Source organism: Chromobacterium sp. S0633, from assembly GCF_024158805.1.
Lineage (GTDB): Bacteria > Pseudomonadota > Gammaproteobacteria > Burkholderiales > Chromobacteriaceae > Chromobacterium.
Genome location: NZ_JAMZGH010000010.1, coordinates 55,238 through 71,070, shown reverse-complemented (window position 1 = coordinate 71,070; position 15,833 = coordinate 55,238). Strand labels below are relative to the sequence as shown.

6 protein-coding genes are annotated in these 15,833 nt (G+C 55.3%); 5 read left to right on the top strand and 1 reads right to left on the bottom strand.

The genetic code is table 11. The features are described from left to right. Positions 1-20 precede the first annotated feature (20 nt). Complete coding sequence (locus tag NK214_RS09420; protein WP_253314320.1) at positions 21-11,609, top strand: LysM peptidoglycan-binding domain-containing protein; 11,589 nt, start codon at positions 21-23, stop codon at positions 11,607-11,609. Continuing rightward, positions 11,599-12,084: a hypothetical protein gene (locus NK214_RS09415; RefSeq protein ID WP_253314319.1), complete on the top strand. Its 486-nt coding sequence runs from the start codon at positions 11,599-11,601 to the stop codon at positions 12,082-12,084. The genes NK214_RS09420 and NK214_RS09415 overlap by 11 nt, the downstream gene beginning before the upstream one ends. A gap of 129 nt (positions 12,085-12,213) precedes the next feature. Here NK214_RS09415 and NK214_RS09410 read toward each other — a convergent pair whose 3' ends face one another. Continuing rightward, on the bottom strand, positions 12,214-12,543 hold the full coding sequence (locus NK214_RS09410; RefSeq protein WP_253314318.1) for a hypothetical protein: 330 nt from the start codon (positions 12,541-12,543) through the stop codon (positions 12,214-12,216). Between the two features lie 1,182 nt (positions 12,544-13,725). Between NK214_RS09410 and fliQ the strand changes: the two genes are divergently transcribed. From fliQ to NK214_RS09395, 3 genes are read left to right on the top strand one after another with little or no spacing between them, the layout of a single operon-like run. After that, on the top strand, positions 13,726-13,992 hold the full coding sequence (gene fliQ, locus NK214_RS09405; RefSeq protein WP_107731646.1) for a flagellar biosynthesis protein FliQ: 267 nt from the start codon (positions 13,726-13,728) through the stop codon (positions 13,990-13,992). Between the two features lie 11 nt (positions 13,993-14,003). Continuing rightward, positions 14,004-14,768 (top strand): flagellar biosynthetic protein FliR, encoded by a 765-nt coding sequence (locus tag NK214_RS09400; protein ID WP_253314317.1) that lies wholly within the window; start codon positions 14,004-14,006, stop codon positions 14,766-14,768. Beyond that, complete coding sequence (locus tag NK214_RS09395; protein WP_253314316.1) at positions 14,769-15,830, top strand: EscU/YscU/HrcU family type III secretion system export apparatus switch protein; 1,062 nt, start codon at positions 14,769-14,771, stop codon at positions 15,828-15,830. The last annotated feature ends 3 nt before the right edge of the window (positions 15,831-15,833 follow it).

Genomic DNA, 15,833 nt, shown 5'->3' with positions numbered 1-15,833 from the left:
AGGGGCTGAAGCAGAGCACGGTGTACCAATACGACGGCCAGGGCAATGTGGTGTCCAAGACCGACGCGATGGGCAAAGTTGCTCGCTACGTGTATGACGTTGTGGATCGCCAGACTTTTAGCATTGATGCTGCAGGCTATGTGACCGAACGCATCTACGACGCCGTCGGCAATGTCGTCGAAACCCGGCGTTACGCCGACAAACTCGACGCCAGCGCGCCGCGAGGCCCGACAGCGACCACCCACAGCGGCAAACAGGCGGTACGCATCGGGCATCAGGCCGGCACCAACAATGCGATCAACCACGACATCGGCCGTTTCCAAAAGGGCGACACCGTCACCGCCAGCGTTTGGTTCAAAACCGACAGCGAGACCAAGGGGCATTTGTTCCTGGGCAATCTGGGCGGCTCCCAGCCCTATAACAACGCTGTCGAGAGCATCGAGTATGGCAACGACGGCTGGCGTAAGCTGACGGTCAGCCGCACGTTGAGTGAAGACCTGGCCCTCAACATCCATATCTACGGCCCTCGAGATGGCGCACCGAATCCGGCGGGCCACTCGGTGTTCTACGACGATTTGAGAGTGGAGAGCGTACAGCGCGGCGTGGTGCTGATCGATGGTTTCGAAGATGGCATCAACGGTTGGCATAAAGATGGCACCAGCGAACTGAGCGTGGCCAGCGTGCCGTTGAGTTCGGAAGATTGGACCGATGCGACGCTGCGGCAATATCTGAGCAGCCGGCCGGGCGGGGTGCAGCAACGGAGCCGTACGGTTTACGACACAGTGGGACGCGCCACCTACAGTATCGATGGCGAAGGCTATGTGACCGAACGCGTCTACGACGCCGTCGGCAATGTCGTCGAAACCCGGCGTTACGCCGACAAACTCGACACCAGCGCGCCGCGAGGCCCGACAGCGACCACCCACAGCGGCAAACAGGCGGTACGCATCGGGCATCAGGCCGGCACCAACAATGCGATCAACCACGACATCGGCCGTTTCCAAAAGGGCGACACCGTCACCGCCAGCGTTTGGTTCAAAACCGACAGCGAGACCAAGGGGCATTTGTTCCTGGGCAATCTGGGCGGCTCCCAGCCCTATAACAACGCTGTCGAGAGCATCGAGTATGGCAACGACGGCTGGCGTAAGCTGACGGTCAGCCGCACGCTGAGTGAAGACCTAGCCCTCAACATCCATATCTACGGCCCTCGAGATGGCGCGCCGAATCCGGCCGACCATCCGGTGTTCTACGACGATCTGAGAGTGGAAAGCGTGCAGCGCGGCGTGGTGCTGATTGACGGTTTCGAAGACGGCATTAATGGCTGGCATAGAGATGGCGTGAGCGAGCTGAGCGTGGCCAGCGTGCCGCTGAGTTCGGAAGATTGGACCGATGCGACGCTGAGGCAATATCTGAGCAGCAGGCCGGGTGGGGTGCAGCAACAGAGTCGCATCGTTTACGACGCTGCCGGGCGGCAGCGCTTTGCGATCGATCCTCAGGGCTACCTGACGGAAACGCGCTACGGCGCGGCGGGTCAAGTCATTCAGACCCGGCGTTACGCGCAGGCCTTGAGCCTGGATCGTTCCCTTAGCCTGGCTCAACTCGAAGCCATGACGGCTCAGGCGTCCACCCCTCCCACCTTCAACGGTACCGCGGGTACCCAGGACAACGGCCGTCTTCACCTCATCAGCAAGCCGGAAACCGGCGGCAGTTGGGCCTCCCTCAACAGCGCGCGGCAAATGCCGGCGGGTAGCGCTTACCAGTTCGACCTGACGCCGAACCAGATTCAGTCTTCGCTGCATGCGATGCTAGAGAACGTGGGGGGTAAAACCGCACGTCTGGCGATCCTGCTCCAGCCCGACGGCCTCGTCTACGCCCAAATCGCCAACGCCAACGATCAATGGCGCGCCGTGCCGATGGGGGCGTACCAGGCGGGCGTCACCTACACTGTTGAACTGACGACGAACAAGACCGGCGGAACCATACACTTCTACCCCAAAGGCGGCGATCGCCGGCAAGGCTATCGCTATGACGTCACGGGTGAGTATGACTGGTCCACCGTGCAACTGCGCTTTGCGACCCAGCGCGACCCTGGCTTGACGGTGGAAACCACTGCCGATATCGACAATATCGAAGAGCGGGGGCTTGAAGCGCAGAGCACCTCCTATGCTTACGACGCCGCCGGCCGCCTGATCGGCGAAACTCGCGGCGACGGCAAACAGCAGGCCAGCACCACCTACCAGCTGGACGCCTTGGGCAAACGCATCGTCGAAACCGACGCGGGCGGCCACACCACCCGCCGCGACTACGACCTGCTCGGCCGGCTGATCCGCGAAACCGACGCGCTGGGCGGCGTCACCGTCACCGAATACGACGCCTTCGGCAAGGCCATCAAGATCACCGACCCGCGCGGCTACAGCGGTTACAACTATTACGACGCGCTCGGCCGCCAGACCCTGCACATCGATCCCGAAGGCTACGCCACCGCCACCGAGTACGACGCGCTGGGCCAGACCACCCGCATCACCCGCTACGCCCAGCGCGTCGACACCGCCGCGCTCAAACCCGGCCTGACGCCAACCCTGATCGTCGACGCCCAGCGCGACGCGGTGACTCGGATCGAACACGATGCGCTGGGACGGCAAACCGTCCTCACCGACGCCGAAGGCGGCATCGAGCGGATGGAGTACGACGGCCTGGGCAATAAGACCGCCTACACCAACCAACTGAATGGCGGCTATCGTTACGTCCACGACGCGCAGGGTCGGGTACTCAAAGAGACCAGTCCGCTGGGCATCGTCAAACGCTTCGAATACGACGGCTTCGGCAACCGCACGCTGCAAGTGGAAGCCGAAGGCAAGCCGGAGCAGCGCACCACCCGCTACCAATACGACGCCAACAACCGGCTGATCCGCCAGACCGGCGACACGCTGCCGGTCTACACCCTGGACGGCGGCGAAGCCACGGTCAGCCCCAGCCAAAGCTGGCGCTACGACGCCGCCGGCCGGCAGATCGAATTCACCGACGCCAACGGCAAGATCACCCGCAGCCGCTACGACGCGCTGGGGCGCAAGGTGGCGGAGCGCAACGGCGACGGCGTGTTGAGCGAATGGGACTACGACGCGGCGGGGAACGTCCTCGTCCAGCGCGTCTACGCCAGCCCGGTGGGGCTGCCGGCGGACGGCGGGGTGCCGGCGCCGGCGAATGCCGACGTTCGCGAAACCCGCTACGTCTACGATGGCAACAATCGATTGCAGAAGACGGTGGTTCCTAGTCAGACCGTTATTTATGGTGATGTGCGGAAGGATGGGGCTCCGACAGTCAGAGTTCAGGACCTTGTTACTGAACGTCAATATGATGCCAATGGAAATGTGGTGTGTGAGATTGACCCTCGGGGTAATCGGACTCTTCGTTGGTATGACCTTGCCGGGCGCAAGCTGCTGGAGGTGGATGCCGCAGGCTATGCGGTGGCTTGGAGCTACAACACCGCGGGCAAGCCGGTAAGAGAGGTGCGCTACGCAGCTGCCGTGACGGCGCCGGTCGATGGCATTGCGCTGGATGAGGCGCGTGGCCTGCTTAAGCCTGGTGCTCAGGATCGTATCAGCGAGTTTGATTATGACCGCATGGGAAGGCTGCTGGAGGAGCGTCGGCTGAATGTCGATTATTACGAGCAGGCAAGCCTAGAGGCTTCGAAAAAGCCAGAAGAAGACGCTATTGCGCAAACCCGTCAGACCGGCGTCGTGCGTACCTTGTATCGCTACAACTCGTTAGGGCTGCTGACGCAGAAAACCGACGCCAAGGGCGCTGTCACCGACATTCGCTACGATGTGCTGGGCCGCGAAGTCCACCGCGAGGATGCGGCATTTATCGATCAAACCGGGCAGAGCGTACGGCCGATCACCGATACCAGCTACAACGATTTGAGTTTGACGACCAAGGTCGTCAAGACCGGCGTGGACGGCGTATTTAGCGAAACCCATTTCAAGCTGGGTGGTCGTGCCGATTGGATGCGCGATGCCGAAGGCAATGTCACGTTCTACGACTACGATGCGGTTGGCAATGTGACGCGCACCCGACGGGAGCGTAAGGAGGCTGCTGGAGGCCAGGATGTCACGCTGTATGCCTACAACGCGGCCAAATTGCAGACGGCCAAGCAGGATGTCGCGACCGGGGTATGGCAGGAGGTGAGCTACAACGCCTGGGGGCAAATTACGGGGAAGCGGACCAGTATCAATCGTCAAGGAGACTGGCAGGAGTTCAGCGAATACGACACTGCTGGCAGGCTGATTCGTGGCAACGCTGGTGGCGTAACCAAATTGTATGGCTATGATGCCAATGGCAATTCTACGCTTGCAGTTGTATCTGGACGAAGCCAGAGCGATGAATTACGGAACCTGACACTAGAGAAAATATTTTATAGATTGTCTCAAGTGAATAATCCAAATTTCCAAGACGACTTGGATGCGTTTCGTTTGACAGTAAGTGACTATGATTCACGTAATCTACTTTTAACAACGCGGCAGCCAAAAATACTAAATAAAAATGAAGCATCAGGTGCTCAAGTTGAGGCTTGGACCGTAGCTGAGTTGCAGACGGGGCGTGGAGATGTAGTAACAACAGAAGGTAGTGTTAACCGTTTGCCTTCTAAAGAAGATTCGGTTGTTGACAAGAGTTCTGGTATTGAAATTGGAGAGGCTGGGAAAGCAAAATTAAACCTTACATTTTTTGGTGTTCGATGGTATGACGACGGTTGGGGGCCTAAGGGAGCTTGGGGGTACTGGGCAGATGGTCTTGAATGTAAGATAAAACTTCCTACTCCATTTTATGAGTCAGGTGACTCTCCGTATGAAATTGAAATGTTGCCAGGAGGGAGATATGTTGATCGTGTTTTAAATACAGGGTCTCTCTTGGGTGGGTTTATTGATTTAAAAGTTGATTTTTTATCGGGGACGGATGAGATAAATGTGTATCAATTTTTAGGAGGGGAAGGTTTTGTTCTTAATTTGTTTAAAAAAACAACAAAAGGTAGGGATCTTGTAACAAGTTTTTCTGTTGGAGGCATGGGGTTGGGAAGAGCCTTTAATGGGCCATGGGATTATAACGATGTCGTTATTCCAGAAGGGCTAATTCAGGGTGGGGATGTTCATGTTCCGAGGCGGGTTTATTTTAAAAATCAATCTCCAAATGCTAGTCGTCTCATATTCTTGACTCGCCCTGCTGGAAGCAGCATTGGCTGGACTAGCTCTGACCTGGCTCCAATGAAAATAAATGGAGGTGATGCTCGTGGTTGGTTTGTCAATGATTGGTCTGCTGGTGATGGTGGTGATTATGATTTTCGTTACTTGGTTTTGGATGAAAAAGGGAAGGTCCTGAATGCGAATCAAGGGCTTATTCGCTTGGGTGGTGGCGATTCAGTTGTTGTTTTAGATAATGTTGCCTTAAATAAGGCTTTCATGTCCGCCGATATTAGTGGTGGAGGGCGGGGATGGATCAATGTTTTTGGTTTGGGTGAAGGTATAAATAGGGCTCTTGTGCGGTTTCGTGCACCTGGTCAGGCCTGGAGCGATGCTGTTGAGCGTAGCGTATCCATTTTTAATAGCTCATTAAATGGTTCTTTTCGGTTTAATCCTGCCGATTATGGATTGTTGTCAAGAACGACATATGAATATGATCTGGAGTACTATCAGGGTAAAGAATCTCGGGGGCGAGTTGTTGGCAACTTTCGTCTTGGTGAACCAGATTCGGTGATTTGCCCTGTGGCTTGGCAGGAAAAATTGCAGTTGGTTCATATTAATAATCAGTTGGAGTCCGCAGCTAAAGGAGTGGTGCGCTTTCGGCAAGTAGGTAGCCAAGGATCTTTTGGTGAAATGGGGCTGATAAAGGGTGATGATCGGAAGTTTACTTGGGACTGTACTGATTTAGTACGCACTTTGTCACAACCTTCTATCTATGAGTTCGAATATCAAATTTTTGATGTTGATGAAAAAATGATTAATCGTGCACAAGGCTCTATTACGTTGGGAGGTGGAACGGTAAGGTTGGATAGAAGTAGTGTTTCAGGCATGCCGTTACCAATGTATGTAAGTTTTTTTCCTGATAGTACGGATGCGGTGGCGATGGAATTGCAGTACCGTATTAAAGGTGGTGGTGGGGCGTGGTATAACGTTGAGTTGAATAAAAAAACAAGTGGTAATTTCTTTTTGAATGTTGATGATTTTCCCGTGGGGGATTATGAATATAGCTATCGGTTGATTGATTCTTTGGGTCGTTATATAAAAGATTTCAATGGAAATTCTGCTGTAACTAGTGGTTTTTTGAGAAGAGGTAATGGCCCTGTTTTTAGGCCTGCAGGAATGGTGTCTGTTAGTTCCGCTGTGGAGGATGTGACTCTTAAGGATGAGGTTTCTGTTGTAAAAAATGGTGAGCAGGTGAAGATGTTTTTTGATCGTCAGCCATCTGCTGCAAGGAGAATTTTTCTTATTTTCCGCCCAATAAATGGATGGTGGCGTATCTGTGAGACTTTTAGAGAAGGTGGTGGCTTTTCTATTGATTTAGGGGAAGGGTATTCTCGTGGATTTGAATATAGATATTTTGCAGTTGATTCACAAAAAAATATTGTCAATTCGGCACGTGGTTATATAGGGGCGGGGCAGGGGTTTGCTTCTGGAAGTTACAAAAGTGGCTGGTCTCCTTCATTGCTGAAGCCAATGGCTTTTTTGAGTAGAAATGGCTCTGGGTTAAGCTTTATAAACCTTGGAGTAGATGCGAAGCGTGCGGAAATTAGGTTCAAGAAAAAAGATGGGGTTTGGTCACGAGTCTATGATCTTACTGCTCTTCGTGAGTTTGGGGTATCTTCTGATACAAAAGGCTGGTTTCAAATTGAAACACTTAGCCCGAAAAATCCTCTTTTTTATGGGGGTGACTTTGAATATCAAATAGAGACATTTGATGGAAGGGGGACATTGGTTGGTAGTTTTAATGGTTTTGCGTCGGGGGCTGCAAATAGAATTGTTGCAACAGACCCAGTAAGAGTCGGAGATGTGGTTAATGAGGTTAAGCAGTCGGTTGTTATTAAAAATAGAAGCCCATTCTCTTCATACGGAAAATTATTTTATATAAAGGCGTCTGGAGCTAAGTCAAAGCCTGTTGAGGTGGGGTTAAGAAAATTAGAAGGAGGGGATTTTTCTTGGGATGTGACTGGAGTGGAGGTAGAGCTTGGTGGTGGATATTATAATATTGAGTATCAAATATTTGACAGTTTTGGTCGAATGATCGATAGGGCTTCATGTGCTATTAAGCTTGGTGCTGAGGCTGCTGTCTTTCATGCCCCTGGTGTTATTAGTTTGCCATTGCCAGATTATTTGAATATTGATGTCAGGAATGAGCAGGCTGAAATGATGGATTTTCAGTATAAATCTATAGGGAAAGATGAAGAGTGGAAGCGTATAGTTTTGAAAAAAATGGGAACTGGTAACTTTTGGTTTTCAGCTGATGAGTTAATGGTTGGTGGTTATGAGTATCGTTATTGTTTATTGAATAGCAGTGGAAAATATTTGTTAGATAAAGATGGGGGGGTGTTACAGGTGAGTGGGTATTGGCGTCGTGGAAGTAATAGCCAAATACAGCTCTCTGAGCATTTGCAGTGGGTATTGCAGGGGGTAACTAATAGTAGAACTACCATCACGCACCGCCAAATCTACAACGCCTTCGGCGAAGTGATTAGCGAAACCGATGGCGCCGGCAATAGCATTCGCACTGAATACAATACGGCCGGCAAGCTGGTCGCCAAGCGCGAAGCTGCGCTCAAGTTGCGCGACGACAACGGCGATGTGCTGAAGAATATCGACGGCAGCGACAAACTGGGCGACGAAGCTGTTACGCGTTACGGCTATGACGCGGTGGGAAATTTGGTGTCCAGCATAGACGCCAATGGGCATGAAAACCGCCAGCGTTGGCTGGCAGGCAGCCAGGAGGGGCAGGGCAAGGTACTGCGTGAACGCCATGCAGATGGCAGCAGCAAGGAAATGGCTTACGACAGCCTGGGCAATCTGCGCATCGTTACAGTTAATGGCCAGCGCCAACAAGATTATCAATACGACAAGCTTGGCCGCCTCAAGCGGCTGGACCGCGCTCAGCGGGTGGACGGCAGCCGTGGTTATGACGAGTACGACTATGATAGCGCTGGACAGCGAATTGCCCACCGTACAAGCGACGGCAAGACGGTGTTTGCGGAGGCGACGCGTTACGACAGCTTGGGCCGGGTGTTGGAAACGGTCAGCGCGGCCTCTCGCCATACCACTTACAGCTATGCCTGGGATGCTCAGTTGAAGGGTGCCGGCGGCATTGTGGTGGGCGGTTGGCGAACTACCACCACCAACGCCAACAATATGACCATGCAGGATGCGGTGGATTTGTTCGGCCTCAAGAGCGAACACCGTGATCTGGGCGGCCGGGTGACTCAGTACCAGTACAACAACGCGGGCCAGTTGATTCGCCAACAGAGCGATAAAGGCCAGAATATCCTGTACACCTACTATGGCAATGGCAATCTGCAGGGCATGGAGGATAGGGCTGCTAATCGTTTTACGCTGTATGGCTACGACGACGACGGCCGTAAAAACTATGAGGCTTACGCCAGCGGTCCGGACCGCGACCACCTGACGTTCTACCAACAGTCCGTTATGCGCTACGACGAACGCGGCCGGGTGATCGAAATCAAGGATCCTCGTTTCCTCAGCCGCTATCAGTACGATGCGGTGGGCAACCGTCAGCGCGTCTACAGCGAATATCAGGATGGCAAGGATGGCAGCAAGCAAGTGCAGGACAACTGGTACGCCTATGATGCGATGAACCGTTTCACCGTAACCCAGGGCAGCCGTGACGCCTCCGGCAATATTATGGCGGGCAGCCGCGGTATCCGGATCGAGTACGATGGCTTCGGGCAACGGGCCAAGGCGAGCAATGGCGGCGATGGCACGGTGGAAACGTACAGTTACACCGCAGACGGTTTTCTGACGGATACCCAGATCAACGGCAAGCTGGCGTATCGGCGCAGCAATGACTTGTTGGGCCGGGTGACCGATGCGGAAAGCTTTAGCTGGGATGGCCAGGCCAAGGCCCGCAAGACGCATACGGATTACGACGCGGACAACAAAATGCTGCGGCAGGTGGTGGACGGTAAAGCGACCAAATACGGCTTGATGGCAGACGGAACCTTGAAATCCACTCAGCAAGAGGACACCACCACAGTCACCACCTATTACGAGTACGAATGGTGGGATGAGGCCAAGCAATCCAAGATTACCGCTCAACCGTACAACAAAGATGCGCCGGATTGGCGGCCTGGGATCTCGCATTTGACCTACGATGTCAACGGTCACCTGAAAGAGGCTATCGACGAACAGGGTCAGCGCAGCCTGCGTTACATCAACGATGCCCAAGGGGTGGTGATTCGACGCGAGGAACTGGATAAGCAAAGCGTTTACAAGCGCCAAGACTATTACTACGTTGACGGCAAGCAAGTGGGCGCGGTGGGCAATGATGGCCCAAGTCGCATGGACTTTGCGCAAGCATTGGCCCAAGGCCAACTGGGCGGCAAGAAAGACCAGTACCGCTTTGGCGTGGCGGTGAGCAGCGCCGACTTTGATCAGAACTACGAACCAATTGCCCCCAATTATCCGGGACAGGCCCCAAGCACGGTAACCGTGCGTGGTGGTGATACGCTGCAGAGTTTGGCTGCAGGGCTGTGGGGCGACAAGTCGCTGTGGTATTTGCTGGCCGACGCCAATGGTCTGACCGGCAGCGAGACCTTGGCTGCAGGTCAGGCGCTGCGGGTGCCGAATAAAGTCACCAACCTTCACAACAGCAGCGGCACCTACCGAGTGTATAGCCCGGGTGAGGCGATTGGCGATGTGACCCCGACGCTGCCGGATCCGCCGCCGCCGCCGCCTCGTTCGGGCGGGGGCGGTTGCGGTGGCTTGGGAACCTTCATCGTCATGGTGATAGTGATGGTGGTGGCCTACTATGTCGGTCCCTTGGTGTCCAGTTGGCTGACTGGAGGGGCCGGTGCGGCAGGAGCGGGAGCCGCCGGCGCAAGCGGAGCTGCGGCCGGCGCGGGAACGGCCGGGGCAACCGCCGCGGGGGCGGGAGCCACTGCGGCTGGCTCAACGGCTGCCGCAGGAACGGCGGGAGCATGGGGCGCAACCGTGGCGGGCAGTTCGATCACTTACGCCGAGATTGCCGGCGCGGTTGTCGGCGGCGCAGCGGGTTCAGCTGCCGGACAAGGCGCTGCCATGGCGATGGGCATGCAGGATCGCTTTTCCTGGCAGCAGGTGGGGCTGTCCGCCATCACCGCCGGGGCGATGCGTTATACCGGCGGGGTCAATCTCTTTGCGGATAAAGCCTTCAATTCCGCAGCGCAGGCCATGGTGGGCAGCACCTTGGCGCAAGGCGTGGCCATGGCTACGGGTTTGCAAAAATCATTTAACTGGACTGCGGTGGGCGTAGCCGGGGTGGCGGCTTGGGCGACCAGCGGCATCAAGCCGGACGGAGAGATGAACTCCTTTGCCAATGTGGGCTATGGCACCGTGCGCGGCATGGTTGGCGGCGCTATCCAATCTGTATTGGGAGAGAATCACCAGCCGAACTGGAGCGACCTGGCGGCTAATTCGTTTGGCAGCGCGCTAGGCGACCAGGTGGTGAGCGGTATTCAGAAACGGGATGAGCAGCCCAAGCCTAAGCCAGAAGCAGAGCGCATGGCTCAAGCAATGGAGGAGATGCTGATCGAGGCCAAGCAAAGCCGCTACGACAAGCGTGGAGTGATGGTGGCGGATGCCAGCAAGTGGCAGCGCGGGCAAGAGGTGATGAGTGATGCCGGGTCGGGCTACTCGGTGGATGGCAATGAGGCAAGGTTGCCGACGGTGTCGGTGGTGGCGGAGAGGCCCCGATACGGTCTTGAAGCTCTGGGTTACAGGAGTGGTGCTGATACGGTCAGTGATTTGGGTAGTGCGTTGTGGAATGCCGGCTTGAATTTGGTAGAGGGCAGCGCTAACCTCTTTGGCGGCTTTGCCTTGCCGGGGGGCAGCGACTATGTCCCCTTCTTGGATTCATTCCGCTCAACTTATAAAGATGCTGAGTTTGGCCAGGTGATGGAGGTGGGAATCGGGTTGGGTGCCGGAGGCCTGGGGGGCATGCGGGCGGCAACCCGGGTAGGTAAAGAAGGGGTAGAAGTCCTGGGTGCGGTTAAGGCATATCGTGTTGAAGGAACCCCGAACCAGAGGTTTGTAATCAGTGAGTATGGGCAAGTTTCGTTAGTGCCTGGCAATAATTCAGTTGTTTGGTTGAATTTTGGTCAAGAAGGCCGAGCGACCCAGTATCTTCAGACTAAGATTGAGAAGGGGTTGCCAGGGGCAGAGTTGAAGTCGTTCGACGTTGATTTGAATTTGGTGAAAAAAATTCGTACAGAAGCAGTGCCAGAACGATTTGCTCGTCAATATCCAGACAAGCCAATTGTTAGTAGGGATCCATATCCTGATCAGTTTGGGTTGCCAAAGGCTTATTTTGATGAGCTGATGAAATCAATTAGTCAAGGAACCGGTAGAATTGGAAAATAAAGTTGAGCTTGAGAGAATTAAGTTAAGGAGTTCGCTTGATTCAATGCCAGCTAATCCATGGGAATTTAATGTTGACTTGGGTGCTGATCCTGAGGGGGCAATGGAAAAGTTGATGACTATAGTAAGTATGATCGCGGAGCAGTCAGTAAGAAATTGGCCATCTGATGATGAGTGGAAAGCAATGCTCCCTGATTGGCTAAAACGTGAAATACCAGAGCTTTCAAAGGAAGAAACAGATAAGTTACTTGCCATAACTCCTCAGCAAAACTGGGATTCTTTACCGTGGGAATTTTTATCTTGGCTTGATGCCATTCGTGATCGAGGATGGCGGTGGTGGGGATACCAACAGGACGAATCAATGGCAACGATTGTGCTGCATATAGCTATGTTTCCAGAGCGCATTGATGCTTTTAGAGAACTGCTTCGTGCTGTAGGTATGAATATCACTGATGAGCGTTATATAGCGTTACCCTAGCAAGTAGGGTGGGCAAGCCAAAAGGCTTGCCCACGCGGCACCTTGGCAACACGACCTTTGACCGCGCCGTAATTTATAAGCCCAAGCCTCCCCAAAGCCCCTTCCCGGGGCTTTGGTCGTTTATAAGGCTCAAGCCAGTTCCTGCATCTGCCTCGTAGTCTGTTGCAAACGATGGGCGAAGGGTTCCAGCAGATAATACACCTGCTCGCATTCCAGCGTGTCTAGCTTGGATTGCTCCAGCATTGCCGCCAGCGCCAACAAGGCGGTGCTGACTTGATTGAATTCCAGGCTGAGCAGATGAAGGCTGTGATCGAAGTGCTGGCGGGATTCGTCGAGCTGCCGCAACAGCGGGTCAATCGGGTGGAGCGTGGCATCCTGCTGACGCAAGCTTTTCAGTTGGAAAAGCAAAGTGGAGAGCGAAGGGATGTGATGGGAATGAGCATGAACGGGGCTAGTCATGATGACTCCTTACTGAGCGTTAAACCTGCCCCCTTAGCTGCCAAGCGTGGAGACAGGCGCGTGGCAGGGTTGGCAGACCGGCATCAAGGACCCGGCGCGTGCAAGCACGCCCCCACCACGGCCAGCCTTAGCGTAAGACTTACCCTGTGGTGTGCAACGGACGTAAAAATGCCGCGTGCGGCGGCTGTCCGCCTTGATGTTCGAGCTGCCAAGCCCGGTGCTGAAGCACAGCACGGCCGGATTATCACGTGCTTGTGGCGGGGAGGCAAGCGGCTTGCGTCGTGCCAGACCCTAGCGCGTGTCCGCGTGGCTTGCGGCGGGGATGGCGTAACGGAGCTGCTCTTTGCGCCTTGCTGTATCCTTCTTTACTTCTGGCGATGGACGGCTTTGCTGCCGTATTTCAACCGGACCCGAGTGGCGTTTTGAAGAGCTTGTCGGGAGCCCCTCGTTTGGCGGCCACAGGGTTTTGTGTCTGTTCCTTGTCTGTTCTTCCCAGTCTGCTGGCTGCTCTCTATTAAGTGGGCGGCTATCGTTTTACTCTTGTTTCCCCTGGCTTCATGCCTGCCGTACTGTCCTGCCACGCTTAGGCGCTGCCGCGGCCGGCATGAGGGCGCGCTTTCTCCTTCTTGCTGCGTTACTACCGGGTTGCGACGCTTCTGCAATATCTGTCAAGGCGCCGGAGGTGGTGTGAAGGGGATGCTTTGCTCTCTGCCTTGCCTGGTATTTGTAAGAATCTATTCAAAGTCTGTTGCGTTTCGTCAGACTTTGCACGGTGAGTACAGCATTCGAAATGCTCATATAGCGCTTGTGCAGTCCGCTTTCTCAGCGGTTTTCTCCTCATCTCACTCTTGTCCGCGAGATTTTGAACAGGTTCTAAGCCGCTGTGCGCTTGAATGGTTGCCGTTATGTCGCGGTTTAATCTTGGCGGCGGCTTTGCATGGCGTGATTTTTACTGCTGATAAAGAAGCTGAACTCATGATCGCAGCGGCTGAAAATGGCTGAAGTTTTGAATTTGTACTTAAAAATCATGTATTTAAATTGAGTTTTCTGTGTTTGTAAATATTGTTATGGTATGTTGTAAAAAAGTATGAATATCGTTAATATCCGTATCATTTGTGCGGTTTGGTTGTTTTTGCGTTGATTGCGCATCAAAAACCAGGCCGCCGCATGAGGGCGGGTGGAATGACGGGCGATCAATCACTGCAGTTGATGTCGCAAATGATGTGGATGGCCTTGGCCATTGCCGGCCCCGTGCTGTTGTTCAGCCTGGTGGTGGGCATCTTGGTTAGCGTGATCCAGGTAGTGACCCAGATCCAGGATGCTTCTTTGGCTTTCGTGCCCAAGTTGCTGGCGGTATTCGCGGCCCTGTTGTTGTTTGGCCCGTGGATGCTGAAGTCGCTGGTGAACTACGCCGCGGGCGTGATCGGCAGTATCCCGTCCTTGTTCTGAAACGCTTCTCAATGTCTTTTCCCCTGGATTTGGCCTGGCTATACGCCTCTTTTTTGCTGTCGCTGCGTTTGGCACCGGTCTTGTTGCTGACGCCGGTGATAGGCGCGGCCAATGTGCCCGGGGTGGTGCGCGGCTTGCTGGGTTTGAGCCTGGCGGCGCTGATGACGTACGGCCTGGGGTTGAGGCTGGCTTTGCCCGCCAATGGCTGGGTGCTGGCCGGGCAGGCTTTGACCGAGTTGTTCATCGGCGCCGTGCTTGGTTTTGGCGTGCAGTGCGCGTTTGGCGCGCTGGCGTTTGCGGGACGTTTGTTGGATACCCAGATCGGCTTTGGCTTGTCGGGCGTGATCAATCCGTTGACGAAGCAATCCGGCGCGGCCATGGGCCTGGCGTTCGAGCTGCTGGCGGTGGCGTACGTCTATGCGGTGAACGGGCACCACATGTTGTTGCAGGCGATGGTTTTCCTGCTGGAGGCCCTGCCGGTGGGCGAGCCGGTCAGCCTGCTGCTGGCTGAGCGGGCGCTGGGGCAGTTTGGCGTGCTGTTTGCGTTGGCGCTTTCATTGGCGGCGCCGCTGTTGATCGCCTTGTTCGCCATTGATGTGGGCGTGGCGCTGATTTCCCGCTCCATGCCTCAGTTCAATGCTTTCGTGATGGCCATGCCGGTGAAGGTGGGCGTGGGCCTGGCGGTGCTGGCGGTGATCTTGCCGCGTTTGGGCGGTTTTTTTGAACGCTGGTTTGCCTCGATATTGAATTATCTGGCGAGCTTCCAGGGGAGCTAGGTGGCGGAGCAAGAGCAGGACCGGTCGGAAGAGGCGACGCCGCATAAGCGCGAGGAGGCCCGCAAGAAGGGGTCGGTGGCGCGCAGTCAGGATGTCTTGGGCGTGGTGTCGGCCCTGACCCTGTTGCTGGCGCTGATGGCCTTGGGTCCCGGCATGGCGCGGCATTGTCTTGGCCTGTTCTCTCTGTTGTTGTCGCATGCGGGGGAGTGGTCGTTTGCGCAGCAGGCCTTGTCGGTGTGGATGCGGCAATTGGCGCTGGAGTTGTTTCAGACCCTGCTTCCCTTATGGCTGTTGTTGGCGCTGACGGCGGGCGTGGCCGGAGCCGCTCAGGTGGGGCTGCTGTTCTCCACGGAGCCCTTGAAGCCGGATTGGCAGAAGCTCAATCCGATGGAGGGTCTCAAGCGCTTGTTCACCTTGAGATCCGTGTTTGAGGCGGTGAAGTCCAGCATCAAGTTTCTGGCTTTCTCTCTGGTGCTGTACTGGATCATCCGGGAGATGCTGCCGGACTGGCTGTTGTTGACCGGCGCGGGGCCGGGCCGGGTGGCTGCGGCCACCGGCAACGCCCTGCTGCAAGTGCTGCGTTATATGGCCTTGGTCATGTTGTTGGCGGCGGTGGTGGATTGGCTGTTTGTGAAGCGCACGCTCAGCAAGAAGCTGCGGATGTCCAAGCGCGAGGTGAAGGAAGAGTACAAGCGGCGGGAGGGCGACCCGCGGATCAAGTCCAAGCTGAAGGAGATCCGCCAGCAGTTTTTGCAAAAGACGCGCGCCGCGTCGCGGGTGCCTGAGGCGGATGTGCTGGTGGTGAACCCCCGCCATCTGGCGCTGGCGATCCAGTACCAGCGCGGCAAGATGGCGGCGCCGATGCTGCTGGCCAAGGGGGCCGGCGAGATGGCTTTGAAGATGAAAGAGACCGCCAGGCGGCATGGCGTGCCGATTCTGGAGAACCGGCCGTTGGCGCGCGGTTTGTTTCGCGATGTGGATGTGGATGAATGGATTCCCGATGCTTATTTCAGCGATGTGGCCAAGGCGCTGGTTTGGGCGTTTCGGGTCAAGAAGGGCTGAACT